20 protein-coding genes and 1 tRNA gene are annotated in these 25,929 nt (G+C 40.2%); 4 read left to right on the top strand and 17 right to left on the bottom strand.

Going from position 1 to position 25,929, the window contains the following annotated elements; translation table 11 throughout:
• Nucleotides 1-64: 64 nt before the first annotated feature.
• The 3 genes from AC0T5Z_RS05020 to AC0T5Z_RS05010 all read right to left on the bottom strand — a co-directional run bounded on the left by AC0T5Z_RS05020 (nt 65) and on the right by AC0T5Z_RS05010 (nt 4,485).
• Nucleotides 65-1,090 carry a substrate-binding domain-containing protein gene (locus AC0T5Z_RS05020; RefSeq protein ID WP_435336781.1) on the bottom strand — a complete coding sequence of 342 codons (1,026 nt, stop codon included), beginning with the start codon at nt 1,088-1,090 and terminating at the stop codon, nt 65-67.
• A 484-nt stretch (nt 1,091-1,574) separates the two neighbouring features.
• On the bottom strand, nt 1,575-3,107 hold the full coding sequence (locus tag AC0T5Z_RS05015; protein ID WP_435336780.1) for a pyridoxal phosphate-dependent decarboxylase family protein: 1,533 nt from the start codon (nt 3,105-3,107) through the stop codon (nt 1,575-1,577).
• A gap of 4 nt (nt 3,108-3,111) precedes the next feature.
• Nucleotides 3,112-4,485, bottom strand: a complete 1,374-nt coding sequence (locus AC0T5Z_RS05010; protein ID WP_230244198.1) for a diaminobutyrate--2-oxoglutarate transaminase — start codon at nt 4,483-4,485, stop codon at nt 3,112-3,114.
• 494 nt (nt 4,486-4,979) lie between these two features.
• Here AC0T5Z_RS05010 and AC0T5Z_RS05005 point away from each other — a divergent pair, with 494 nt between their 5' ends.
• Nucleotides 4,980-5,684, top strand: a complete 705-nt coding sequence (locus AC0T5Z_RS05005; protein ID WP_435336779.1) for an SIMPL domain-containing protein — start codon at nt 4,980-4,982, stop codon at nt 5,682-5,684.
• A 64-nt stretch (nt 5,685-5,748) separates the two neighbouring features.
• Here AC0T5Z_RS05005 and AC0T5Z_RS05000 read toward each other — a convergent pair whose 3' ends face one another.
• The 9 genes from AC0T5Z_RS05000 to uvrB all read right to left on the bottom strand — a co-directional run bounded on the left by AC0T5Z_RS05000 (nt 5,749) and on the right by uvrB (nt 19,616).
• Entirely contained in the window at nt 5,749-6,003 is a 255-nt protein-coding gene (locus AC0T5Z_RS05000; protein ID WP_070153098.1) for an AbrB/MazE/SpoVT family DNA-binding domain-containing protein, read from the bottom strand.
• A gap of 111 nt (nt 6,004-6,114) precedes the next feature.
• On the bottom strand, nt 6,115-9,921 hold the full coding sequence (locus AC0T5Z_RS04995; protein WP_435336778.1) for an N-6 DNA methylase: 3,807 nt from the start codon (nt 9,919-9,921) through the stop codon (nt 6,115-6,117).
• Nucleotides 9,922-10,114: 193 nt separating this feature from the next.
• The gene (gene proB, locus AC0T5Z_RS04990) at nt 10,115-11,248 is read right to left on the bottom strand and encodes a glutamate 5-kinase (protein WP_317097514.1); all 1,134 of its coding nucleotides are present in this window, start codon (nt 11,246-11,248) and stop codon (nt 10,115-10,117) included.
• A gap of 27 nt (nt 11,249-11,275) precedes the next feature.
• Nucleotides 11,276-12,490 carry an Obg family GTPase CgtA gene (cgtA, locus tag AC0T5Z_RS04985; protein ID WP_291335291.1) on the bottom strand — a complete coding sequence of 405 codons (1,215 nt, stop codon included), beginning with the start codon at nt 12,488-12,490 and terminating at the stop codon, nt 11,276-11,278.
• Nucleotides 12,491-13,429: 939 nt separating this feature from the next.
• Nucleotides 13,430-13,792, bottom strand: coding sequence for a winged helix-turn-helix transcriptional regulator (locus AC0T5Z_RS04980; RefSeq protein WP_317097513.1), 363 nt, complete (start codon nt 13,790-13,792; stop codon nt 13,430-13,432).
• A gap of 204 nt (nt 13,793-13,996) precedes the next feature.
• Nucleotides 13,997-15,454 (bottom strand): glyceraldehyde-3-phosphate dehydrogenase, encoded by a 1,458-nt coding sequence (locus AC0T5Z_RS04975; protein WP_291335295.1) that lies wholly within the window; start codon nt 15,452-15,454, stop codon nt 13,997-13,999.
• Nucleotides 15,455-15,718: 264 nt separating this feature from the next.
• Complete coding sequence (gene rarD / locus AC0T5Z_RS04970) at nt 15,719-16,642, bottom strand: EamA family transporter RarD (RefSeq protein WP_291335297.1); 924 nt, start codon at nt 16,640-16,642, stop codon at nt 15,719-15,721.
• 176 nt (nt 16,643-16,818) lie between these two features.
• Nucleotides 16,819-17,418 (bottom strand): lipocalin family protein, encoded by a 600-nt coding sequence (locus AC0T5Z_RS04965; protein ID WP_291335299.1) that lies wholly within the window; start codon nt 17,416-17,418, stop codon nt 16,819-16,821.
• 170 nt (nt 17,419-17,588) lie between these two features.
• Nucleotides 17,589-19,616: an excinuclease ABC subunit UvrB gene (gene uvrB, locus AC0T5Z_RS04960; protein ID WP_291335301.1), complete on the bottom strand. Its 2,028-nt coding sequence runs from the start codon at nt 19,614-19,616 to the stop codon at nt 17,589-17,591.
• 252 nt (nt 19,617-19,868) lie between these two features.
• Here uvrB and AC0T5Z_RS04955 point away from each other — a divergent pair, with 252 nt between their 5' ends.
• Entirely contained in the window at nt 19,869-20,657 is a 789-nt protein-coding gene (locus AC0T5Z_RS04955; RefSeq protein ID WP_291335303.1) for an A1S_2505 family phage non-structural protein, read from the top strand.
• Nucleotides 20,658-20,755: 98 nt separating this feature from the next.
• Here AC0T5Z_RS04955 and AC0T5Z_RS04950 read toward each other — a convergent pair whose 3' ends face one another.
• On the bottom strand, nt 20,756-20,935 hold the full coding sequence (locus AC0T5Z_RS04950) for a hypothetical protein (RefSeq protein ID WP_236162212.1): 180 nt from the start codon (nt 20,933-20,935) through the stop codon (nt 20,756-20,758).
• A 218-nt stretch (nt 20,936-21,153) separates the two neighbouring features.
• Here AC0T5Z_RS04950 and AC0T5Z_RS04945 point away from each other — a divergent pair, with 218 nt between their 5' ends.
• Nucleotides 21,154-22,389, top strand: coding sequence for a pyridoxal phosphate-dependent aminotransferase (locus tag AC0T5Z_RS04945; RefSeq protein WP_180096181.1), 1,236 nt, complete (start codon nt 21,154-21,156; stop codon nt 22,387-22,389).
• 93 nt (nt 22,390-22,482) lie between these two features.
• Here the strand turns inward: AC0T5Z_RS04945 and AC0T5Z_RS04940 are convergent, their stop codons facing one another.
• Together AC0T5Z_RS04940 and AC0T5Z_RS04935 are read right to left on the bottom strand one after the other, a co-directional pair.
• The gene (locus AC0T5Z_RS04940) at nt 22,483-23,310 is read right to left on the bottom strand and encodes a DMT family transporter (RefSeq protein WP_435336777.1); all 828 of its coding nucleotides are present in this window, start codon (nt 23,308-23,310) and stop codon (nt 22,483-22,485) included.
• A gap of 124 nt (nt 23,311-23,434) precedes the next feature.
• A complete protein-coding gene (locus tag AC0T5Z_RS04935) occupies nt 23,435-23,893 on the bottom strand; it encodes a hypothetical protein (protein WP_291335310.1) in 459 nt (152 codons plus the stop codon).
• A 250-nt stretch (nt 23,894-24,143) separates the two neighbouring features.
• Between AC0T5Z_RS04935 and AC0T5Z_RS04930 the strand changes: the two genes are divergently transcribed.
• Nucleotides 24,144-24,219: transfer RNA gene (locus AC0T5Z_RS04930), tRNA-Asn, on the top strand.
• A gap of 282 nt (nt 24,220-24,501) precedes the next feature.
• Here AC0T5Z_RS04930 and AC0T5Z_RS04925 read toward each other — a convergent pair.
• Entirely contained in the window at nt 24,502-25,155 is a 654-nt protein-coding gene (locus AC0T5Z_RS04925; RefSeq protein WP_435336776.1) for a MiaE family protein, read from the bottom strand.
• Between the two features lie 39 nt (nt 25,156-25,194).
• Complete coding sequence (pdxJ, locus tag AC0T5Z_RS04920; protein ID WP_435336792.1) at nt 25,195-25,920, bottom strand: pyridoxine 5'-phosphate synthase; 726 nt, start codon at nt 25,918-25,920, stop codon at nt 25,195-25,197.
• Nucleotides 25,921-25,929: the final 9 nt, after the last annotated feature.

Raw genomic sequence — 25,929 nt, 5'->3', positions numbered from 1 at the left:
AAAAACATTTCTTAGCAAAAAGCCGATGGCAGGTCATCCCTGCCATCAGCTGTTTTAACTCAAATTACTTAACCGCTTTACCAGCTTTGAAGTTAGCAAGAACTTGTGCACGTTCTTTGTCAGACATAGAAATTAAGCCTGCTTTGTCTAACTTAGAACCTTTACCAGATACTTTTTTGCTCAAGAAGTATTCAGTAAACTCTGGTAAGCCTTTGATTGATTTAAGGTGCTCACCTTTCACGTAGAAGAACAATGGACGTGATACTGGGTAAGAACCATTTAAAATAGTGTTTTCAGATGGTGTTACGTTGTTCACAGTTGCAACACGTAAACGGTCACGGTTTTGGTCGTAGAAACCTAAGCCGAACACACCTACTGCGCTTGGCGATGTTTTCAAACGTGCCAGTGTTTCTGTGTAGTCACCAGCAATTTCAATTACACGACCATCCTTACGGAAAGTAGTACATGCTTTCTTTTGCGCATCTTTGTCTAATGCTTTAATCGCAGCATAAGCCTCACAGCCTGCATCAACCATTTTCTCTTGGAACACTTCACGTGTACCGTGGTTTGACGCTGGAATTACAAGTGTAATAGGCTCGTTTGGAAGTGTTTTGTCAATTTGGTTCCAACGTGTATATGGGTTAGCAACCATTTTACCTTTAGATGGTAATTCAGCTGCAATAGCTGCAAACACATGGTAAGGCTTTAGTTTATAAGCTGCTTTGTTTGCGTTAGAAGCAAATACGATACCGTCATAACCAATTTTAATTTCTAAAACTTGGTTAACACCAGCTTTTTTACAAGCTGCTAATTCTGAATTTTTAATTTTACGAGAAGAGTTCGCGATGTCGATTGTGTTATCACCTACACCTGTACAGAACTGCTTCAAACCACCTGAAGAACCGCCTGAACCAACAACTGGAGTTTTGAATTGTGGGAAAGTATTACCAAATTCTTCTGCTACAATACTAGCGTATGGTAGAACGGTTGAAGAACCCGCGATTTGAATGGTGTCACGAGCTGCGTTTGCAGTTGTTGCTACAGCTGCTGCAGATACGGCTAAAGCAATGGCGATGTTAGTAAAGCGCATTCTGTTCTCTCTCATTTATGCAAGTTCGGAGTACGTCACTTGTTATTAAGTTTTGTACTTATTTCGATAACTGCATTTTGGTTTTATAATATGACAAGCATGTTACAACTTTGTTACGCTTTGATTATATTTGCCTTTTCTACGTTGATTTATTTTAATTTCCTTAAAAATCAATATGTAATAAAATATTTTTGTGCTCGTTTTTTTCTTAGATTGGCTTTTCAAATGTAATAATTCATGCCAATGTCATCATTGTTTATGGTTTTATCTTCCAAAATTGATGTTTATTCACCAATTGCGTAATTTTTATGTCATCAGCAGTGCATTTCTTAAGCCAAAACCACGTAATCCATCACAACATTCAAGCAAAAACGGTAAAATGCTTCCACCACACTTCACTGCAATATTTTTAATCAGGCACAAAAAAAAGCCACCGTAGTGACTTCTTTTATTGTGTTTCATCACAATCTGAATAATGAGAACATTAGTCGATTGGTGGTGTATAAGTACCCGCTACAATCGCATCTTTAATGCGATCTGCTTCTGCCAATACCAAGCCCAATAAGTTTTTCACGTTGTCTAATGTTGCAACAGGGCTTAAAGTGGTCATCTTCAATGATTGAACATTACCGACTTTAGTAACACCAATATTGGCTTCACCACGTGCAAATAACTCATCTGCTACGTTTTGGTTCAAGCTATCCAAGAACTCTGCTGGATAACCTTCAGGTACAACACGGAACAATACTGATGCAAATTGTGGTTCAACCAACAATTCTAAACCAGCAGTCGCTTTAATATAATCAGCAACGTCACGTGTTAGCTTCACACCATGATCAATCATCGAACCGTAAAGCTCTTCACCCAAGGCTTCAATTGTCATCCAAAGTTTCAACGCATCAAAACGACGTGTTGTTTGTAGTGACTTAGACACCAAGTTTGGTACGCCATGCTCTTCATCATAAGCAGAGTTCAAATATTCTGCTTCATAGTGCATGAAACGATAGTTCGCTTCATCTTTCAGTAAGAACGCACCGCACGAAATAGTTTGGAAATAATGCTTATGGAAATCCAGTGTCACAGAATCAGACAACTCAATACCATCAAGCATGTCGCGATGACTGTTAGAAAGAATTAATGCACCACCCCAAGCTGCGTCGATGTGCATCCACGCGCCATATTGATTGGTGATGTCACGAATCTTTTTAAGTGGATCAATCGCGCCTGCATCGGTTGTACCCGCAGTCGCAACCACACACGCAACGATCTTACCTTCAGCTTTTAAATGCGCCATGGTTTGCTCAAGTGCAACCACGTCCATTTGTGCATTTTCATTGACAGGTACAGTCACAACTGACTGGAAACCCATACCCATCATCGCCATGTTCTTTTGCACAGAGAAGTGTGCATTTTCAGAACAAATGACTTTCACATTACGCATTGCATCGCTTGGAATACCATCGCGCTGAACAGACCACGGATTACCGTTTTCATCTTTCCAGTTCTTTGCAATACACGCATCACGCGCCAATAACACACCCATCAGGTTGGACTGTGTACCACCTGAAGTGAACACACCTGCTTGACCTGCACCATAGCCAACTTTTTGACGTAACCAGTCAATCAGTTGTACTTCCATCAATGAACCTGCAGGGCTTTGATCCCAAGAGTCCATAGATTGGTTGGTTGCGTTAATGAGCACTTCTGCAATTTGACTTGCCACCATAGTTGGGCAATGCAAATGTGCCAAAGAATGTGGATGATGAACTTTTAAACTTTTGTTTAAGAAAAGCTCAACCATGCGTTCCAATGACTTTTGTACACCCAAGCCTTGTTTTGCAGGCTGGAAAGAAATCGCTTCACGCAATTCTTTAATGCTGCCGCCTGTGTACATTTTGTCATTTTGCAACCATGCCGCGACTGCTTGAGTCGCTTGTTCCATTGCTGCACTGTAGTCAGCAATGGATTGAGCATCATTGCAGAGTAACGCTTTACGATGTTCTGCAAAATCTACCATAAACTTATGCGCCTCGAACTGCGACTAACGCTTCAGCAACTGCTTTCTTGAAGCGAGCGATGACTTCTACACACTCTTCTTGAGTAATGATGAGTGGGCAAAGTAAACGGATTACCGTACCACCACGACCACCTTTCTCAAGCAACAATTTGTTGTCAAAACATGCAGCTTGAACAGCAGCAGCCAATTGAGAATCTGCTGGATAAGCACCTAAACGGTCTTTTTCTTGGCGTTCATCTACAATTTCGATACCAATCATTAAACCGCGACCACGCACGTTACCAATACATGGGAATTCAACCGCTAATTTTTTCAATTCAGCTTGTAAGAACTCACCACGCTCTTGCGCGTTTTGTGCAAGGTTTTGTTCTTTAATGGTTTTAAGCACCACAAGACCAGTACCCATTGCCAATTGGTTTCCACGGAAAGTACCCGTGTGACCTGCTGGCTGCCATGCGTCAAACTTACGTTTAATTGCAAGTACCGCCAATGGCAAACCACCACCAACAGCTTTAGACATGACAACAACGTCTGGCTCAATACCTGCATGTTCAAATGCAAACATTTTGCCTGAACGTGCAAAGCCCGCTTGAACTTCGTCTAAAATTAAAACGATGTTGTGCTTTTCAGTCACTTCGCGGATTTTTTTCAACCATTTAACTGGTGCAGTGACTACACCGCCTTCACCTTGAATTGCTTCAAGAATCACAGCTGCGGGCTTAGTTACACCGCTTTCTACATCTTCAATGAAGTTTTCAAAATAATACGTTAAAGCATCTACACCCGCTTCACCACCGATACCCAGTGGGCAACGGTATTCATGCGGATATGGCATAAATTGAACGCCAGGCATTAAACCATTGACTGCGTTTTTCGCAGACAAGTTACCTGTCATCGCCAATGAACCATGAGTCATACCATGATAGCCACCTGAGAAGCTGATGACTGAGCTACGACCTGTATAGGTTTTTGCAAGTTTGATTGCCGCTTCTGTGCCATCTGCACCTGTAGGACCACAGAACTGCAAGCAGTATTCTTCTTGACCACCAGGCATGTGTGAAAGTAACGCTTCAGTAAAAGCATCTTTCAAAGGTGTCGTTAAATCTAGGGTATGTAATGGCAAACCACTCGCTAAAGTGTCTTGGATGCTTTGAACCACCGCAGGATGGTTATGGCCCAATGCCAAGGTTCCTGCCCCAGCCAAACAATCTAGGTACTCAGTACCTTCAACATCGGTAACCCAACAACCCAGTGCTTTCGCTATCGCTAACGGTAATTTACGAGGATAACTACGCACATTCGATTCCATCTGACTTTGGCGAGTCAAGTAGTATTCGTTTGTGGAATGGTTGGCAGGGTTTACAGAAGTAACGCTCATATCGAATTACCATCTCTGATATGGGTTGAAAGAAATAAGTCTGGTGACTTGCGGTCCTTTGACTCGGTGCTTTTTTGATCTAGCGAGATAGAGTTTTGTTCTTCAAGACTAGGATGCGGGATAATACCTAATTTTTCTAGAAAATAAACAGGTTTAACCCAAATATTGCCTAATTTCATCGAAAAAACATATCTTGCAGATGATTGGATTGAATTATCATCTTATATTGTGACAAAGGAAAGAAAATTTAACTCTTTCCACTTCCTTTATACGTTTTTTTGCACAATCTCTCAAGTCATGCAGCATTTATTTTCAAAATAGTATAGATCATTATTTTTATTGAATTTTATAAATGCTTTTTTGCTGCAATTTTTAACGCATATTTTACAAAGCCACCACAAATTCAACTAAAAATCCTCACAAAGCAAAGTTACTATTTAAATCAATTCAAACGCTTTTCATAAATCCTGATCCCCTGAATAATAGGTTAAAATATGCGCTTACTTTCTCTCGCTGCTACCCTGTTGGCTGTTGGTGCTGCAAGCACTGCTTTTGCCCAACAAAATGAATCTTTAAATTACAATATCGTCAATGTTCAAGCCGAAGCTACACGCGAAGTTTCAAATGATCAAATGCATGCTGTGTTATATATTGAAAAAAGTCACAAACAGCCTGCTGAACTTGCATCACAAATTAACCAGTTAATGAGCCAAGCCATTGCAACTGCACGTAAGTATCCACAAGTGAAAGTTGAAACGGGTTCACAAACCACCTATCCAATTTACGACAATGACAGTCGTAAGTTAAAAGAATGGCGTGGTCGTGCAGAAGTACGTGTGCAAAGTACCGATTTTAAAGCAGCAAGCCAATTGGTGAGTGAGCTACAACAAAACTTTCAGACTCAATCTATTAATTTTAGTGTGTCGGATGCACAACGTAAAAAGGTTGAAAATGAGTTGATGGTCGAAGCGTCTAAAAGCTTCCAGCAACGTGCGCAAATGTTAAGTCAGGCTTGGAATAAATCGGGCTATAACTTGGTTAACTTGAACCTAAACACCAATTCTTATTTCCCGCAGCCTGTTATGCGCGCAAGCATGGCAAAATTTGCAGTCGCAGAAACGGCTGTAGCTGATCAAGATATGGCAGCAGGTGAATCTAAAATTACAGTCAATGCAAATGGAACGATTCAGTTTAAATAAACTTGAAATAAACTATTTTGAGGGACGCTACTCAGACCAATGAGTCGCTCCGATCAATAAGTGCTTATTCACACCACTCTTTGCCAATAGGCTTTGCAATTAAGTCGCTATGTGCGCTGTCAGCATCAATCTTGGCAAGTAATTCAGACTCACTGAATGGAAGTTTAGATTGCTTCTGAATCATGAGCTTGATCATCATGTTTCCATTTTGTTCTACGATCTCTACAGGTGTATCTACCCTAAGATTAAATTGTTGCATGACAGATGCTGGAATAATGATGCCTAAGCTATTCTCGATTTTTCGTAATTGTAATTGCATGATATTTCCCTCAACAAAGTGATAACAATATGCGCATTTGCTATTTGGTCAGTGTGTTGAACATATTAAAGTCCCGCAAGTTGCTGTACGCTGCGGGACTTTTTTTATTACTTACAAATACTTTTGCAAAATCGCTTGCTTTTGCTGAGGTGCTGCATCAATCACTTGTTGCGCTTGTGCAATTTGCATTTCTAATGCTTCAATTTGCTCAACAATTTTTTCTTGTTCGGCTAAAGGTGGTAAAGGGATTCGATAATCTAGAATTTGATTTTTATCTCCTCTTGGCATTTTTACACCTTTTTTACCGAGCATCGAATACTCAAAAAATTGATCTTGCTTCAAATTGTAAAAGAAATATTTTTCACGGATGTTTTCAGATTGTCTTTTAAGAACTAAAACATCATTTGAAGCACCACCAACTATATCAGCTAACCAAATTTTCTTTAGGTAAGGTCTGATATTTGAGAGTAAAACATCACCAATACCGTATTGTGTTACTGTTCCAGAATTGGGCACAAACTCTGAAGGTTTCTTTCCTTTGGTATTTGGTAATAAGTTATCGACTCCGACATATGTATCAGCATTTAATAAATCAGCCTGAATTCTCATCTTCGAATAACTATAGAGTGAACCTATTTTAATACGATCACCGCTAACATTTTGAATAATTGATGAAATATTATTCTCAAGCTGTGCAATTAATGATTGAGCTTGTTCCCTCTGGTTATCTATCGCTTCGCATTCTTCAACAATTTTTTGTTGAATGTCTAAAGGTGGAAGTGGGATTTTAAAGTTTGAAATATCAGTTTCATTAATACTTGGATATTGCCCTTTCCCCATCACTGCAACCATTTGATCAATCATAAAATTCTGAAATAAACACACATATAAATACTGAGCTAAAATATTTGATTTAGCTGTTAATACAGCAAACCCTGTAGAAGCTAAAACATTTTGATTAGGTAAATTTTTTAGGAATGCAAACGCTTTTAAATTGGGACGAACTGTCGCCAATAAAATATCATTTTTTTGAACAACTCTTCTGGCTCTACTTGGTGCTTCATTTGGTGATAATATATTTTCTAAATTAACTCTACCTGTACCACTTTCGACTGATGAAATATCAATATAGATAAATCTTTCTTCTCCAAATTCTTTTTCCGGATTTTTAGTTACTTTATTAATTTCAACAACATCGGGCAACTTCACCAAATCCCACTTAGTTTCAATCTCAACTTTACTTTGTGCCGATAAATTAAACGCCTTATTAAACTCTTTACGGCTAAAATCCAGCACATCATGCAAATACACTTGCGACACAAACGGCGTTAAATGCTCAGGAATATTCACCTGCTCGCCATTAAAATTCTGCCGAATCACATAACTAATTTTTTCACTATTCTCACGGTTTTTTGGGTCAAATAATGGCGTATTAATGTCAAATACCGTATCACCCCCCAAATAACTTAAACCTTCATTACCTTTGGCACTGCTCCACTCATAACCTAAAAACTTTTTCTGTTCTTTGTTATCGCTTGGGCTTTTTACTACTAGCAATGGGCGAGCTTTGTTATCTACCTCTGCGTTATATTGGGTGAGCATAAAGTAATACAGCTTGTCTTTTTCAATGTTGGTTAAATAATTAAGTAAACGCTTATCTAACTCAGCTTGTTGGTCAGCTTCAGTTTTGGCTTTAAATTGCTTTTGTTTCTTCAAATTCACAATTTCAGCCTGTTTATTAAAATCGGTTTGGTAATCCTTAAAGATGTCTATCGCCAATAAGTCTGCATTAAGCTTGCCTTTTAACAGTGTTTCATACAGTGCAAAGTCAATTTTTGTATGCTGACAATATTTTTCCACCACTTTGATATCTTGATATGCACCGCCGCCACTTGATTTTTCATTTTCCCAATCAGCAAAGAAATTATTGACCCGATTTTTAAATTGTACGGCTTGTTCAGGACGCTGTGCTTTACGGCGTAAGAACAACACCACAGTATTTGTACCTGTTTTACCAAAGGTTTGGCTACCCAATTCAACAATACTTAAAAAATCAAAATGCTGTAATAATATTTCACGGGTGGCAATGTGAATACTGTCGCTATTGCTTAGAATCGAACTTGGCACAATCACGCCCATCACGCTATCAGGGGCAAGCAGTTGTTGCGCACGTTCTAAGAAGAAACACTGAATATTATTATTGCTAGGATTATTCACCAAATTAAATAATTTAAATTTTTCACGCTCCACCTCATCAATGGTTTGTAAAAAATCCTCGACAGCAAATGGAGGATTTGCCACCAATACATCAAAACTTTCAGGTTTGATATTTTCATGGGAGATTAAGGCATCAGCATCAATAATATTAACTTCATTACGCCCATACATAAACGATGCCACTTTAGATACTTTGGCTAAACGATCTTCTTTTTCAATGCCATAAGTTTGTGCATAGTAACTATTTGGTTCATCAATATCTTTAATTGGCTTAAGTAGTTTACTGACTTGCGAGCCATATTCATTAAGAAAGTGCCCTGAACCACACGCATAATCAATCACTTTTAACGGTTCAGAATGTTGTTGCAACATGCTTTCTAATGGCAATGCTGACACAATGAACTTACAAATAGGAATAGGTGTAAAGAACTGCCCTTCACTTTGTTTAATACCGTTATCTAAGAAATACTCAAACATATCCCCTAAGAATTGATTTTCTTCGGTCGAGGTTAGGCGTAAACCTTGCCACATTTGAATAATTTCAATCAAAATTTTGGCATTTTTCTCAAACTTTTCTTTGTTGGAAACTTTAATAAACTCGAAATCTAAGCCTTTATAAAATTTAAGTTGTTGAAAGAGTTCTTTAATTCGTTGCTCGGTGGCATTCGGTTTTTGTTTAATTGCCCAAAATGCACCATCAATATCATCTTGGCTGACATAAATAATGTCTTGCTGTAAAAATTGTTGCATACCAATTTTATACAGCTTTTGCAGGCGATCGACTAAATCGAAATAACTGTCATATGCCATGCCTTTCCAATAAAAATGCAAATCTTCAGGATTTTGGGTTTCATCCACAATTTTACATAAAAATAAATTCACCAACACTTCAAAGGCATTTTCACGGCGTGAAACGTTATGTTTGCGTAAAATAGTACGAAACTCGTGATACTTGCCTTTAATGTTCATACTATTAATTGGCTGAGTATCAATCGCTAGCGTGTATTTATCTTTACCAATTTGATACGCCTGAATATTATCTTCAAAAATCCCTTTTTCAGTCGCTTCAAGTTGGTAGGTGTCTTTCCATACCTTAAAACGCTCTTTGACGTTTTTGGCATTGCTGTAATTTAAGGCGTCAGGCAAATCTTTTAAAATAATCGGGTTATCTTTAACTGAAATAATACGTTGCTGATCGTCAATTTTTTGGTCTGTTTCATTCCATTGCGATGCATATAAGCACACGAATTCAACTGATTTTTCTTGCTCGACATAACTAAAAAGCTGTCCACCATCTTCAAGCGTCTCTTTCCAAGCTTTATTAAATTCACGATCAAAGGTTTTACATTCAATAATTAGAAAGGGTTGATTTTGATGGTTTTTCACCAAAATATCCGCACGTCCGCCACTTGCACCATGCCCTAGTTTCCATTTTGGCTCTAACTCTATGTGCTCAGGTTTATAGCCTTTTTCGAGTAAACGGTGTACACATTCAAACACCACAAAATTTTCGTTACTGGAAAAATTACAGGTTTGACGTTCATTGATTTTTAAACCTGCATCTTCAGGATAAATGATTTCTTTTTTATCAAAATCAATTGAAAGGCTATGATCTCCGGAAGTAAATTCTTTGGTAAATACGCTTTGATGTTGTGTGAAATTCAAAAATAATAATAAATCTTTTAAGCTATCTAGGTTCATGTAAGACCACCAAATTGAAACATACGTTACAAGTCGGGTAAAAATGACACCCAAAAACTTGTTTTTGATATCTAAATATATTTAACAGTAAAAAGCCTACTTATCTTGAGTAGGCTTTTTACCAAGTAGCTAAAAAAGTAGTTAAAAAATCAAATGAATTATTTTATTCATTTAATTTCAATATATTACAACATTAATAAATCGCCATATGATTACGGTGAATCATCTCTAATGAACGTGCCTCACCTAACACCTGATGCACTTTGTCAGAAGCCAAGCCTTTGATCAAATCTGCAGAACGCGAACTAAAATTAACACGTCCCACTGCCACACGATGGCCTTGTGTATCTACACATTCCACCACATCACCACGTTCAAAATGCCCTTCTACAGCTTTGACACCCACAGGCAATAAACTGCGGTGGTTTTCTTTAATGGCTTTAACTGCGCCATCATCAATCACCAAACGCCCTGCTGTTTGTAAATGTGCTGCCAACCATTGTTGATGTGCGGCAATACGGTCATTATCGGTAATAAATAAAGTACCCAACAATTCGCCCGCCATTAAACGCGCAAGTACGTTGTCACTTTCACCACTGGCAATCAACGTCGGACAGCCCGATTTAGCCGCTAAACGTGCCGCACGAACTTTAGTCAGCATACCGCCACGCCCAAACTTGCCGCCACCGCCCGCCATATCAAACAGACTTTCATCCAAAGCACGTACAGTATGGAACAGTTTCGCATTTGGATTAGAACGTGGGTCGGAGTCAAACATGCCTTGCTGATCGGTCAAAATGATTAACAAATCGGCATGTACCTGCCCTGCGACCATTGCAGCTAGAGTGTCGTTATCGCCAAAACGAATTTCATCGGTAGAAACCGTGTCATTTTCATTGATAACTGGAATCACGCGCCATTCAATCAGGTTTTGCAAGGCATCGCATGAGTTTAAATAACGACGACGATCTGCCAGATCATCATGCGTTAAAAGTACTTGTGCCGTTTGAATTTGGTGCTTTTCCAGCACACTTGACCACGTCTGAATCAGGCCCATTTGACCAATAGCAGCGCATGCCTGAAGACTGGGTAGATCGGTGGGTCGATGCTCAAGTTTCATTCGCACCATACCTTCAGCCACAGCACCCGATGACACCAAGATAATTTCGTGTCCAGCATTGTGTAGATCTGCAATTTGTCTCGCCCAATGCGAGATCGCATCCAAATCTAAACCTTGCCCATTGGCTGTGAGTAAAGATGATCCGATTTTAACAACGATTCGTTTACAACCCTTGAGCTGACGTTGCCCATCTACCACTTCTATCATCTTGTCCTCAGTCACTTTTTGTAGCGCTTAGCGTACGTAATACACTTCTACTTCGCCATCTTCACCATCATCGTCTTCGTCGTCATCACCCAATATACCTGCAAGACGTTGCTGACGTCGCATCTCACGATACGTTTCTTTCGCGGCAATGGTTTGTTCACGTGTTTCAGCTTCCAGCTGATCACGGAATGCTTTCATTTCTGCTGCGTACTCAGGATCTTCAACTTCGCGTTCACGTTGTTGCTCAATTTGATCCATCAAGTAATACACGACTTGCTGTGTTCCTTCAGACATTAAACCTGAAGTTTTGAACACAGGACCATCCCACTGCAATTCTTCCAGAATGTGTTTACACCATTCTTCGCGTGAATCTTCAGGAATTTGATCAAGTTTATTCAACACCAATACGATTGGTAATTTCGCCAAAGTTGGAGAGAATTTTTCCAACTCTTGCAGAATCGCTTTGGCATTGTACGCAGGATCAGAACCATCAATAGGTTGAACATCCACAATATGCAGTAAAATACGAGTACGCGCCAAATGTTTCAGGAAGCGAATCCCCAAACCTGCGCCTTCTGCTGCACCTTCAATCAGTCCTGGAATATCTGCCATGACAAAAGAACGATGACGATCTGCATCCACCACGCCTAAATTTGGCACCATGGTAGTAAATGGATAGTCAGCAACTTTTGGTTTTGCCGCAGACACGGCACGAATAAAGGTCGATTTACCCGCATTAGGCATGCCTAGCAAGCCTACATCGGCAAGGACTTTCAACTCCAGACGGATTTCACGGAACTCACCTTTGGCACCATGCGTGAATTTACGCGGTGTACGGTTAGTAGATGATTTAAAGTGAGTATTCCCTAAACCACCATCACCACCTTGAGCGACCAATACTTTCTGACCGCTTTCGACTAAATCTGCAATAATATCGCCAGAGTCTGTATCAACAATGGTTGTGCCCACTGGAACGGTCAAAACGACAGATTCACCACCACGACCTGCACAGTTTGCGCCTGAACCGTTTTTACCACGTTCAGCCCGAAATTTACGGGTATAACGATAATCTACAAGGGTGCTTGCATTGTCGTCGGCTTGAATAAAAATGCTGCCGCCACGACCACCATCACCACCATCTGGTCCACCAAATGGTACAAATTTCTCTCGGCGAAAACTGGCTACGCCATTGCCACCGTCGCCAGCCTCTACGGTAATGACTGCTTCATCAACAAAGCGCATCTTGCCAATCCTCTAAAAACTTTAAAAGCCGTATATTCTGCCATATTTTAGAAAATTTCTCGAATTATATTTATGCAATCGTATACAGAACTACTTTTTATCACTGATTGTTCAAATCACTCATTGCTTTTAGCAATGAGAAGATCATTTTTTTCTTATGTGGGTTTTGTATCGACCTATTGATCTTGGGAAGCAGTCTATTTCAGCAGCGGCATTATGACCCTACTTTTTGCAGGCTTGTTATGGATAAAACTTCCATCTACGACTGGCAACACAGACTAGACTGTAGCAGGCATTTATCGTTCTTTAATTCAATTGGCTGTGACTCAGCCATATTTAATTCATAGCGTGCGCAGGTGCATTGGGTTTTGCCATTTTGTCCTTGGTTTTGCTTGCATGACTTTTGTTTTAGCCAATTCGTCTTATCATTTTTTGTGATTTTCAAATCGGGCTTTTTGGTGCATTGGGTGTGATTGGAATTTTCTCTTCAAGTGTGTCCGGTAAAACGGTGGGCAAAGGTCGTGAAAATTTTGTCACAATTTTATTTATTGGCTTGAGGTTGTTTGCGTGCATTCCTCTTTTTTTGCACAGCAGAATATTATGGCTTATGCTGTCGGTGTGTTGATGAGCATTTGGGTTTAACGGTTTTTCACGTGTTGAATCAAAACTTGGTATATTGAATTGATGCACCGCACTTTCGCGTATTCATGCGATATATGACCATTTGTTTTCAAGTGCAGCACTTTATTCATTGACGGCGGTCTTCGCATAATAACACGGGCGCTGAATGGATGGTGTTGCCAGTATTTTGGTGTTTACCATAGGAATTTTACTGATTGATCGTTATGATTTTTCACATCAACGTGCTATTTAATCATCCCAAATGTGCTTCGCATTAGTTACTTCTACAACGACTTCCCCCCAAAGATACACTATCTATTATTTGGAAGATTGCTGTGAAGTTTCAGGCAAATGCTGTTCTAAATACTCAATCAGTTGATTCACTCTTGCTGCAATTTGTGAGCCGTCAAAAGTGAGCTGATATTCCACTTTAGGCGGCACTGTCGGATAAACTGTGCGCAAAATTAACCCATCTTGCTCTAGGGTTTTAAGCGTTTGTGCCAACATTTTTTCACTCACTCCTTCAATGCGCTGTCTTAACTCACTAAAACGGTGTAAACCCTCGCTTAAACAATGTAACACCAACATTGACCATTTGTTGGCTAGATGCTCCAAACGAACCCGAGATGGACAATCTTTAGCAAGGACTTGTCCAAGTATGTGACTAGTGGCGTATTGCATAACGGTATCCTTCTTTTATTTCTATTGTTGAGGCTTTAAAAACTTGAAAGCAAAATAAAACTTACTTTTTAGCATAGACTTTATTTTAGTAAGTTTATAATAACGTATTCGGTGAAAATTTCAACACTCACTCTTATATTCGATGATGAATTAAAGCGCATAAAAAAAGAGCCTCAAATGAGGCTCTTTTTTAACTTTCACAAATTATGCATTTGTTTCAGCAGGAACTTTAGGATAGCTTACGCCGCCCATTTGTTCAGCAATACGTAGTACTTGGCAGCTATAACCCACTTCGTTGTCATACCAAACGTAAGCAGTTAAACGGTTACCTGAAGTGATGGTTGCTTGCGCATCAAACACACCTGCAGTACGCGAACCAATGAAGTCACTTGAAACCACTTCAGTCGAGTTGGTATAACCAATTTGACCTTGAAGGTTAGAGTGAATAGAAATTTGACGAATATATTCGTTCACTTCTTCACGATCTACTTCTTTCTCAAGCGTTAAGTTCAAGATAGCAAGTGATACGTTTGGCGTTGGAACACGTACAGAGTTACCTGTTAATTTACCTTGTAATGCAGGCAATGCTTTCGCAACTGCTTTCGCTGCACCTGTTTCGGTAATAACCATGTTCAATGTTGCTGCACGACCACGACGATCAGCCTTGTGATAGTTATCAATCAAATTTTGGTCGTTAGTAAATGAGTGAACAGTTTCAACATGACCATTCACAACGGTGTACTTGTCATGCAACACTTTTAAAGTTGGTGTGATTGCATTCGTTGTACAGCTTGCTGCAGAAATGATTTTATCTTCATCTAGGATGTCAGCTTGGTTAACACCGTACACCACATTTTTCATGTCACCTTTACCAGGTGCGGTTAAAATTACACGTGCAGCGCCTGGGCATTGAAGGTGTTGTGCAAGACCTTCTGCATCACGCCATTTACCTGTGTTATCAATCACCAATGCATTGTTGATGCCATAAGCCGTATAGTCTACTTCAGACGGGTTAGATGCATAAATCACTTTAATGAAGTTACCATTTGCGATAATTGCTTCATTTTCTTCATCTACAGAAATCGTGCCTGCAAATGGACCGTGAATAGAGTCACGGCGCAATAAAGACGCGCGTTTTTCTAAATCGCCATCAGATGATTTACGTACCACAATTGCTTTAAGGTTTAAGCCACGACCAAGACCAGATTGACCAATGATTAAACGCGCAAGAATACGACCAATACGACCAAAACCGTAAAGTACAACATCTTTGCTTTCTACAGTTGTTGGATTGCCCGCTAAAGATTTCACAGCGTCTGCAACAAATGCATTTACATCGCCGCCTTGTTCTTTATATTCAACAGCAAGTTTACCTAAGTCGATTTCTGCTGAACCGATGTTGTCTACTTTTGCCAAAGCTTCAAGCAATGGGAAAGTATGAACAACTGAAAGTTCTACATCCATCATACGAGTACGACGGTGTGCTTTCAAAATTTGAATCACAGAACGGTTAACTAAAGAACGACCAAATACTGAAACCATGATATTTTTTTCACGGTACAACTGACCGAGTAAAGCAATCATACGTTCCGCGATTTCTTCACGGTTTTTCCAGCGACCTTGGTGCTCTGCGTGTAGGGCGATGATAGTCTCTTTGCTCACAGATACGTCCTCTAATTAATTGTATATCTAGGCATGAATTTAAAAACCCGATAATTGTAATGGAATTGACGTCAAGATTGAATCAAAAAGCTGGTACTAACCCGACTATTTTTCTATATTCACTATAAATTCATAAAATAGTTGTGATTTTTGGGTGATTTTGTTTATTTCAACAAAAGTTCAATTTTTTGATTAAAAGTAAGATGATGCCAAACTCCACTAAGCTTTTGGAAATTTCAATGTCTCATCACAGCGACATGGCTTTTATGGTCCAGATGACTGTTGAATCTTGTGCTGTAAATCTTGCTGATTGATTTTTTGCTTTCTTAAATGCAAGCACCCTTCAACCACCAATAATGCAACCGCCAACCAAATTGGAATATAAGTCAGCCATTCCCCTGCTTCAACTCGTTCACCTAACAACATAGATGCAAAAGCCAACAGCACAGGTTCTAAATAGCTCAATAAACCAAAAATCACAAAAGGCAAATAGCGACTGGCCAAAATATAACTGCCAAGTCCCAATGCACTTAAAAAGCCCAGTCCAAGTACCGACCAAATTAAATATGGAAAAGCTGCGATGACATTTACACTGTCACTATAATAAAAGCCTAGATATACCGCGATAGGAATGACAAGCAGTAAATCCCACCAAAATCCACCCAAGTGATCGGTTTGAAATACACGACGTAAAAAGAAATATAAAGGATAGGCAAATGCCACATATAAGGTTTCCCATGCCACCGTGCCAATGCGCCAAATTTCATGACTGACACCTAGCACGGCTAAGGCAACTGCTGCCATCTGCCAAGTTGATAATTTTTCCTTATATAGCACACAGCCCAGCAGAACCATGACCAAAGGCAATAGGAAATAACCCAGTGAAACCTGCAAACCACGCCCGTTAATCGGTCCCCATAAAAACAGCCACAATTGCGTGGTACATAAAAACGAACTAAAAATCAGCCAAAGTATGAATTGAGGTTGTTGTTTGAGCCGCTGAAAAATCGCAGAAATATGTTTTAAATCTCCCGACCACCACATAAACAAGGTCAGGAATGGCAAAGTTGCCAACATACGCCACGCAAAAGTTTCTTCGCTGTCTAAAGGCTTGAGTAATTGGGTATAAAAATATAGCACCCCAAAAGTGACCGATGCTAAAACCGATAATGCAACGCCTTTATACATCCGACTCTCCTATATCAGTCGGCATTATATCCATATCTATGTTGTTTTAGAAATTGATCGAATGTTCAAAATTTAAAATGACAGGACATAAAAAAAACACGCAGCTTTTGCGTGGTCAATTGGTCTGCATGCGTTTATCTGCTTATATCTATAAATAGCTCTGGAGCTGTTGCAACTTAGTCTGACTTTTTATTTTGCGTATGTTTGGTATGAATTATATCACTTAAATCATAACCGAGTGATTTGGCATAGTTCAGATATTCAGTCACAACAGCCTGATCAGGATGCGGCGTACGTGAAAGTACCCATAAATATTTACGACGTGGCTCACCCACCAAGGCCGTTTGATAATCATCATCCAGCTTTAACACCCAATAATCACCCCGCCCTACAGGCAACCAACGAATGACTTCAGGTAAAAAGCTAACTTTGAGCTTGCTGTTAAAAGGCGCATTTTGTACAAAAGCTTCGCCAACAGCACGCATTTGTTTGCCATCTTTTGCAATACAACGATTATCCACATGCACATTGCCATTTTCATTTAAGGTATAGGCTGCGGTTACATTGGAAGCACATTTATTCTGAAAATAGAGAGGTTTTCTCGCCACTTCATACCAAACGCCCAAATACTTATCTAACTCAACTTTTTCTACCGTTTTCATCGGTTCATTGGTTTTGGAATATGCCATTGTTGCAGCACCCAAACCAATCAGTACCACACCACCAAGGGCAATTTTGGCAAGTCGCGCACCTGCAAACGGAAGTTTTTTAGCCATTTTCCCAACCTCTAAACTCTAATTTTTAGTCAATTTTGTTTATCTTGTTCAAAAATAACCGCAAGCATTTCAATTTACTGTATGGATATGTAATTTTTGCAACTCAAATTTTACATACACGTTTGGTTCAGATCGTTGCACATACAATGAGAATGCAACTCGCCCGCAATTTAGCCTGATTGCAACATTTGTGCTTTTAAACGCAAAATTTCATCACGTAAACGTGCCGCCTGTTCAAATTGCAGTTCTTTAGAGGCTTTTAGCATCTCTTTTTCAAGTTTGGCTATATGTTTGGCATATAGTTTAGGGTCAGTCAAAATGTGTTGTTCATCGTCACTAAAAGCACGGCTTTGCGCATTGATTTTTTCATCAATATGCTCATCATTCAGCACTTCACCTGTGTCAATCTCTTTAATCACCTGACGTACTGCACTGCGTGGGGTAATGCCGTGTAATTCATTAAATTCAATTTGTTTGGCACGACGACGTTCCGTTTCATCTATCGCCTTTTGCATTGAGTCAGTAATGCGATCTGCATATAAAATTGCTTTACCTTTCAAATTACGCGCCGCACGCCCAATGGTTTGAATCAACGAACGTTCCGAACGCAAAAAACCTTCTTTGTCAGCATCTAAAATGGCCACCAATGACACTTCCGGCATGTCTAAGCCTTCACGTAACAAGTTAATGCCGACCAACACATCATGCACGCCTGTACGCAATTCATGAATAATTTTAACGCGTTCTACGGTATCAATATCGGAGTGTAAATAAGCTACCTGAATGCCGTATTCTTTTAAATATGAGGTCAAATCTTCGGCCATGCGTTTGGTTAAAGTGGTGACCAACACCCGCTCATTCAATTCTTTACGCAGATTGATTTCAGACAGCACATCATCGACCTGCGTTAACACGGGGCGAATTTCAATTTCAGGGTCAATCAACCCAGTTGGACGCACCACTTGCTCTACAATTTGCTGCGATTTTTCCAATTCATATTTTGCAGGTGTGGCACTCACATAAATTGTGGATGGCACAATGCGCTCCCATTCTTCAAATTTCATCGGGCGGTTGTCTAACGCACTTGGCAAACGGAAACCATAATTCACCAAGTTTTCTTTACGTGAACGGTCACCTTTATACATCGCGCCAATTTGCGGGACAGTCACGTGCGATTCATCAATAATCAGCAAGGCATCATCAGGTACATAATCAAATAAAGTTGGCGGTGCTTCACCTGCAGGCCGTCCAGACAAATGTCGTGAATAGTTTTCGATCCCATTGGTATAGCCCAATTGCTGCATCATTTCTAAATCATAGCGGGTACGTTGTTCTATGCGCTGCGCTTCTAGTAATTTGTCATGTTCGCGAAAAAATACCAAACGCTCTTTCAGTTCTTCTTTAATGGTGCCAATCGCGCGTTCCAAATTATCTTTAGGCGTAACATAATGACTTTTAGGATAAATGGTCACACGTGGTACTTTACGTACCAATTTACCTGTGAGTGGATCAAACCAACGAATCGAATCAACTTCATCATCAAACAATTCTATGCGAATAGCATGCTGATCAGATTCGGCTGGGAAAACATCTAAAATTTCACCCCGAATACGGTAAGTACCGCGCAAAAATTCCAACTCATTGCGGCTATATTGCATTTCGACCAAACGACGGATTAAATCATCACGATTCACCCGATCGCCCTGCACCACATGCAGCAACATACTCATATAAGCATTAGGGTCGCCCAAACCGTAAATTGCAGATACCGATGCGACAATAATCGCATCACGACGTTCTAATAATGCACGAGTAGCCGAGAGTCGCATTTGATCAATATGATCATTAATGGCCGCATCTTTTTCAATAAAGGTATCTGAAGATGGCACATAGGCTTCAGGCTGGTAATAGTCATAATAACTGACAAAATATTCAACTGCGTTGTTCGGAAAGAACGCTTTAAACTCGCCATATAACTGCGCTGCCAGCGTTTTGTTATGTGCCATAACAATGGTCGGTCGCTGTGTTCTGGCAATTACATTGGCCATGGTATAAGTCTTGCCTGAACCTGTAACCCCAAGTAATAGCTGATCATGGTAGCCCTGTTCTATCCCTTGAACCAATTTTTCAATGGCTTGTGGTTGGTCACCTGCAGGTTGATAGTTGGTGACTAAATCGAAAGGTTGCTTATCACTCACAAATGCAGTTCTCAGGTTTAATGCGACCTGACATTTTAGCAGATTCGCTTACACTCAGGGCATTCAAATATGTAGCGGCGATGTTACGTTTCTGCAAAGCTATCGCTCAGTTTTAATTCTGTCATGCACGCTATTAGAACAAAGATGTTCTACGACTAAATTGAGCGTAGGGAAACTGCTTTAAGTCTTGACCCACTGGCTATTCAAAGGCAACATGAAATTTCAGGATGACAACCATAAAAGCACACACTCATGACTTACCAATATCACGACGAATCAATTATCAAAAGCCTCCCTGAAGATACTGTTTTCGTATTTGGCAGTAACATGGCAGGACAACATGCAGGTGGTGCAGCACGAACAGCCAAAGAATTTTTTGGTGCCGTTGAAGGCGTCGGGCGCGGTTGGGCAGGACAAAGTTTTGCCATTCCTACCATGAATGAACATTTACAACAAATGCCGCTTTCGCAAATTCAGCACTATGTGGATGACTTTAAAATCTATGCCAAAAACCATCCTAAAATGAAGTATTTTTTAACTTCAATTGGTTGTGGTATTGCAGGATATACCGTTGAAGAAATTGCCCCAATGTTTAAAGGCATCGCTCATAATGTGATTTTTCCTGCGTCGTTTCGCCCTTTTGTTGAAAAAGCACTGCCTAAACTGACGCAAAAACTACTACACACCATTTACCGTGATTCTGTGATTTTCACCCCTGCCACCGATGAATTAATTGAAGTCTTGGCTTTGAGTGAAAATGAAAAAGCTTTAGCCAAAATTATACTGAATACACAAATGTACCCAACCGACAGCAATGGTCGTGATCGGGTCTTTGAAATTCAGGATATTTTGCACAACTTAAATGGTAAGGTCTTTGAATTCCAGAGCAATTCTGAAGGACCTATGCTGTTTGGTGCCGTCATTTTAGCTTTATTGGAACTGTATAATATCAATGAGCAAGACTTTAGCGATGTTTGGCATGGTGTGCGTGTAATTGCACCACCGAAGCCTGCAAGCAAAGCCCGAAAGCATGCACGTTAATCTCCACGATTTTTTTTGGACGATTGGCATTTCATAAGGCGAAGCGTCACAGACAGTAATCTCCATCCATAAAAAATGCCACGAATTGTGGCATTTTTTTAGCGCTTACCCATCGAACGACGGGTGCCACGTGGTGGCATCCAAGTACGATCTGCATACTGTTCAGGTTTTGGACGAACCTGATTATGTGCAACATTGTCAGCACTTTGTTCTGCATTTGGCATTGGGAATGGGAGATTCACCAATGGTTTTTTTGAAGTAGGCTGCTGCTTACTCATGACCATCACTCTTATAAAATTTGGACTATTTTAAAGTTTTTTGCTGCCCGATGCGAGAAACTTCCACCTCACAGCAGTTTTAATCACGATTTCATAGGAAATTGGTCTAATTTGGTGATTTTTTATTATTTTGATGCAATTTTAAACGACGCAGACATCGAATTTAGGCTAAGATAATATGCTTTTTATTTTTTTATCCCTATAAGAAGGAATATGCCGTGGACGTACGTCTCTCTGATCGTGTCAATGCCATCAAACCGTCCCCAACACTTGCAGTCACCAATAAAGCCGCTGAACTTAAAGCTGCGGGTCATAACGTTATTGGTTTGGGTGCAGGTGAACCGGATTTCGATACACCACAACACATCAAAGATGCAGCTATTGCAGCAATTAATAACGGTTTTACAAAATATACTGCTGTTGACGGTACGCCTGGTCTTAAAAAAGCCATTATCGCAAAATTAAAACGTGACAATAATCTTGACTACCAAGCGAACCAAATTTTGGTGTCTTGCGGTGGTAAGCAATCATTCTTTAACTTGGCGTTGGCTTTATTAAACAAGGGTGATGAAGTGATTATCCCTGCACCGTTCTGGGTAAGCTATCCAGATATGGTGATTATTGCTGAAGGCGTGCCAGTGATTGTGAAATGTGGCGAAGAACAACGCTTCAAAATCACACCTGAACAATTAGAAGCTGCGATCACTGACAAAACACGTTTAGTGGTACTCAACAGCCCATCTAACCCTACTGGTATGATTTACACCAAAGCAGAATTAGAAGCTTTAGCTGCAGTACTACGTAAATATCCTGAAGTATTTATTGCTTCTGACGATATGTATGAACCAATCCGTTGGGATGATGAGTTCTACAACATCGCGACTGTTGCACCAGACCTTTATGACCGCACAATCGTGTTAAACGGTGTGTCTAAAGCTTATGCAATGACTGGCTGGCGTATTGGCTATGCAGCGGGCCCTGCCAAACTAATTGGTGCGATGAAGAAAATTCAATCTCAATCGACTTCTAATCCAACTTCTATTTCACAAGTTGCTGCAGAAGCTGCATTAAACGGCCCACAAGACGTACTTGAGCCAATGGTTGAAGCATTCAAACGCCGTCATGACTTAGTTGTAAACGGTTTGAATGACATCAAAGGTATTTCATGCTTACCTGCAGATGGCGCGTTCTATGCGTATGCAAACATCAAACCATTGATTCGTGCCAAAGGCTTAAAATCTTGCACAGAATTCTCTGCCTGGTTATTGGAAGAAACTGGTGTTGCCGTTGTTCCTGGTGATGCATTCGGTTTAGGTGGTTTCATGCGTATTTCTTATGCAACTGCAGACGAAGTACTTGTAGATGCGTTGGCTCGTATCAAAAAAGCTGCAGAATCAATTGAAGGTGTCGATGAAGCGATTGCTTCAATCGAAGCTGAAAAAGCTGCAAAATAATCTAAATTTGTTTAGATGAACAAAACCCACGATTGAATCGTGGGTTTTTTATATTACATGGATGAAATTCCGAGCAAATTATAGGAATACTGGTTAAACCCGCGGCTTAGTTAAAATCACCATCAAAATACCACATAACACAATCAGGGTTGCTATAACCATCAATAGGGTTAATTGTTCACCTAGAAAAATCACACCACCTAAAATCGCCAAACACGGCACAGAAAGTTGCACAGTACTTGCGGTAATATGGTCAATTTTTTTCACAATGCTGTACCACAACACATACGCTCCAGCCGAAGCCAATGCACCCGACAACACTGCCAAAACCACACCCTGCCAAGTGATAAAACTTTCAGGTAAATGCCAAAGAAAAAATACAGCAACAAGTGGTGTCGCTAGAATGAAATTAGACAGAGTATTGGTTAAAGCATGCTGCATCGTCTTTGCAGCGATACTATAAAAACCCCATGCAATACCTGCCAGCAACATCATCAACGCATGTTTGAAGGTTGGTGCACTGGCTTCAGGCAATAGCAGCAAGCCCATCCCTAATACAGCACAGCCTAATCCAACCCAGCGCGCTAAAGTCATACACTCACCATGCAAAATGGCATAACTGATCATGGTGATTTGCACTGCGCCAAATAGAATTAATGCCCCTATACCTGCATCGATATGCAAATACGCCAACGAAAAACCGAGCAGATATACAGCAAGGCTTAGTGCAGATTTCCATTGGAATTGAATTGGTTGTTGAACCTGCAAAACAGCATAGAACAGTCCTAAACACACTACCCCACTGCCAACCCTGAGCAAACTAAAACTCATAGGATCTATTTGCTGCTCAGCCAATGCCAAACGACATAGCAAGGAATTTGCAGCAAATGCGAGCATGGCAATGCTTATTTTTATCCACACGGCTGAATATCCTTTTCAAGCTGTCCGTAAATCTGTACCGCAGTTGATAACACTATTTCAGTGCGAGTTATTTAGCTCGACTCAATACACATCTATTTGGCTGACCATAATGAATCATCTTAGATCAAACACTATTTTTCAATGCTGCTATCAACTCTGACTTAGACACTGTTGGTTGAGATGTCGCTTTATATTCACATAAATAGCGAAAAACAGAGTCTAATTGTACACGCAATGGTTTTTGTTCAGACACAGACCACACGTGTGAACGGTTGCTCCCCGAAAGTGCGCTGCCTGCCAGTTGGTACAAATACAAATCATGATCACGCTGTAATGGTTTTTTGGTGCCGTTGTCTGGATGATCTGAAAGCAATTGGCAGGTTGATTGAATGAGCCATTTTTCACTAAACCACAATTGCAATAAATCGCCCAAATACAAATCTTGAGGTGCTAATGGCCAGACATGAATATATGCACCTTCTACAGCTGTATAGTATTGTTCAGGCGTAGACAAGATAGAAAGATAATGTTCTTGATAATATGAAAATTGAGAAAAAATATCAGAAATGTTGAGCGTATTCATTCGCTTACTCCGATTTAGCCATTTTAGTGCTGGCAAGTTGGGTTAAATCCACACTGTTTAAGATACTACTTAAACGCTTTGTTCTGTCACTCAGACTAACAACCGATTTTATGTAACGCAAGTCTTGAGGGTGATTTTTTAATTAAAAAAAATTTTTTGTTCAAATAAAAAGCACATAAAGTCAAAATGAAAGAAACATGACAGTTTTTGCTTGACCCTTGCTTAAATCTGCTTATAATCGCATTCAGATTCTCCCATAGCTCAGTCGGTAGAGCGACGGACTGTTAATCCGCAGGTCCCTGGTTCGAGCCCAGGTGGGAGAGCCAAATTCTAAAAAGCCCAAGCTTAATGACTTGGGCTTTTTATTGCCTAAAATTTATGGATGATGTGGTCTGTAAATACCTAAGTAGCGATTCATGCCTGAATCGTTCAAAAAGATGAATGCTGCTACCTATTATGACAGTGCATTTTAACGCGATTCCTAATCTCACCCCTGATCACTTCTAAGTGGCTTAGGCAACAAGCCACTATCAAAATATCTAAGCGACAAATCGGCTGATAAAAAAACGGAACCGAAGTCCCGTTACCTATTTAAAATGTTCCGCAGTTTAAACTGCTTTCACAGGCACACCACTATGAAAACGAAACAGATCATCTGGACTCATAATTAATTTCTTTTCCACTTCACGTATATGCTGAATTCGCCCCTGAATATCTTCTTCAGGGTTTTTCAGTTTTGCCGTTTTTGCCACATCCAAAGCCAGCGCCAAATAATCTTCATAATGACGTGATTCTGATTTAAGCAAATAACGATAATATTTCCCTAATTCTTCATCTACCAGTGGCGCAAGCGCATAAAAACGCTCGCATGAACGCGCTTCTACAAAGGCACCAATCACCAAAACATCAATCAATGCTTCGGGTTCATAAGTGCGGATTTCTTTGCGTAAACCACCTGCATAACGCCCTGCACTTAAACCTTGCCATGTTTGTCCACGCTTTGCCATGAACTCTAACACCTGCTCATAATGCAACATTTCTTCGCGTACCAACTGTGCCAGTTTGACCTGTAAGTCGGTAAAAAAGCTGTATCGAAACATCAGATTCATGGCCGTGCCTGCTGCTTTTTTTTCACAGTTGGCATGATCTTGCATCAAAATATCTAAATTGTTTAATGCTTCGTTCAACCATTCTTTGGGTGTTTCGCAGCCTAAAAATCCAATTACAGGCTGCATCAATTCATCGTAATTTATGCTGGACATAACGTTTCAAATTTTATCTTTCAATTTCAAATATACAGATTAACGCACTGCATCAATCGCGGCTTTCATGCGTTTAACAGCCTGCTCCAATCCGACAAATACAGCATCACCAATTAAAGCATGACCAATATTTAACTCATGGATGTGTGGAATTGCGGCAATTGCACCTACATTATCCAAGTTCAAACCATGTCCTGCATTAATCACTAAACCACGGCTGGCTGCGTATTCTACGCCCTGAATAATACGGGTCAATTCTGCTTGCTGTGCAGCTTCGTTTTCTGCATTGGCATACGCGCCTGTATGAATTTCAATGGTCGGTACACCACACGCAACAGCCGCATCAATTTGTGCTGGGTCTGCATCAATAAAGAGTGATACATCACAACCAATAGCAGTTAATTCCTGTGTCGCGGCCTTCACTGCTGCAAAATTTCCCACGACATCCAAACCACCTTCAGTAGTCACTTCTTCACGACGTTCAGGTACTAAACACACATGCTGTGGACGAATTTCCTTGGCAAACTCGATCATTTCTTCAGTGACTGCCATTTCCAAATTCATGCGGGTTTTGAGCAACGGACGCATACGACGCACGTCATCATCCTGAATATGGCGACGGTCTTCACGCAAATGCAAAGTAATTCCTTCTGCACCAGCCTGTTCACAAACTAATGCGGCCTTCACAGGGTCTGGATAGTTCGTGCCACGCGCTTGTCTTAAAGTTGCCACATGGTCAATATTGACACCGAGTAAAGCCATAATAGGTTCCTA

Source organism: Acinetobacter pengchengensis (genome assembly GCF_982235305.1).
The sequence above is the reverse complement of the archived record's forward strand: the minus strand, read 5'-3'. Positions and strand labels throughout refer to the sequence as shown.

What these genes read in the sequence shown, in the direction of transcription:
- AC0T5Z_RS05000 (WP_070153098.1), bottom strand. Translation starts at nt 6,003, where the DNA reads ATGCAATTACAATTACGAAAAATCGAGAATAGCTTAGGCATCATTATT.
- AC0T5Z_RS04950 (WP_236162212.1), bottom strand. Translation starts at nt 20,935, where the DNA reads ATGAGTAAGCAGCAGCCTACTTCAAAAAAACCATTGGTGAATCTCCCA.
- rarD (WP_291335297.1), bottom strand. Translation starts at nt 16,642, where the DNA reads ATGTATAAAGGCGTTGCATTATCGGTTTTAGCATCGGTCACTTTTGGG.
- proB (WP_317097514.1), bottom strand. Translation starts at nt 11,248, where the DNA reads ATGATAGAAGTGGTAGATGGGCAACGTCAGCTCAAGGGTTGTAAACGA.
- AC0T5Z_RS04995 (WP_435336778.1), bottom strand. Translation starts at nt 9,921, where the DNA reads ATGAACCTAGATAGCTTAAAAGATTTATTATTATTTTTGAATTTCACA.
- AC0T5Z_RS04925 (WP_435336776.1), bottom strand. Translation starts at nt 25,155, where the DNA reads ATGTCCAGCATAAATTACGATGAATTGATGCAGCCTGTAATTGGATTT.
- AC0T5Z_RS04955 (WP_291335303.1), top strand. Translation starts at nt 19,869, where the DNA reads ATGACTTACCAATATCACGACGAATCAATTATCAAAAGCCTCCCTGAA.
- AC0T5Z_RS05005 (WP_435336779.1), top strand. Translation starts at nt 4,980, where the DNA reads ATGCGCTTACTTTCTCTCGCTGCTACCCTGTTGGCTGTTGGTGCTGCA.
- AC0T5Z_RS04965 (WP_291335299.1), bottom strand. Translation starts at nt 17,418, where the DNA reads ATGGCTAAAAAACTTCCGTTTGCAGGTGCGCGACTTGCCAAAATTGCC.
- AC0T5Z_RS05015 (WP_435336780.1), bottom strand. Translation starts at nt 3,107, where the DNA reads ATGGTAGATTTTGCAGAACATCGTAAAGCGTTACTCTGCAATGATGCT.
- AC0T5Z_RS04980 (WP_317097513.1), bottom strand. Translation starts at nt 13,792, where the DNA reads ATGCAATACGCCACTAGTCACATACTTGGACAAGTCCTTGCTAAAGAT.
- cgtA (WP_291335291.1), bottom strand. Translation starts at nt 12,490, where the DNA reads ATGCGCTTTGTTGATGAAGCAGTCATTACCGTAGAGGCTGGCGACGGT.
- AC0T5Z_RS05010 (WP_230244198.1), bottom strand. Translation starts at nt 4,485, where the DNA reads ATGAGCGTTACTTCTGTAAACCCTGCCAACCATTCCACAAACGAATAC.
- AC0T5Z_RS04935 (WP_291335310.1), bottom strand. Translation starts at nt 23,893, where the DNA reads ATGAATACGCTCAACATTTCTGATATTTTTTCTCAATTTTCATATTAT.
- AC0T5Z_RS05020 (WP_435336781.1), bottom strand. Translation starts at nt 1,090, where the DNA reads ATGCGCTTTACTAACATCGCCATTGCTTTAGCCGTATCTGCAGCAGCT.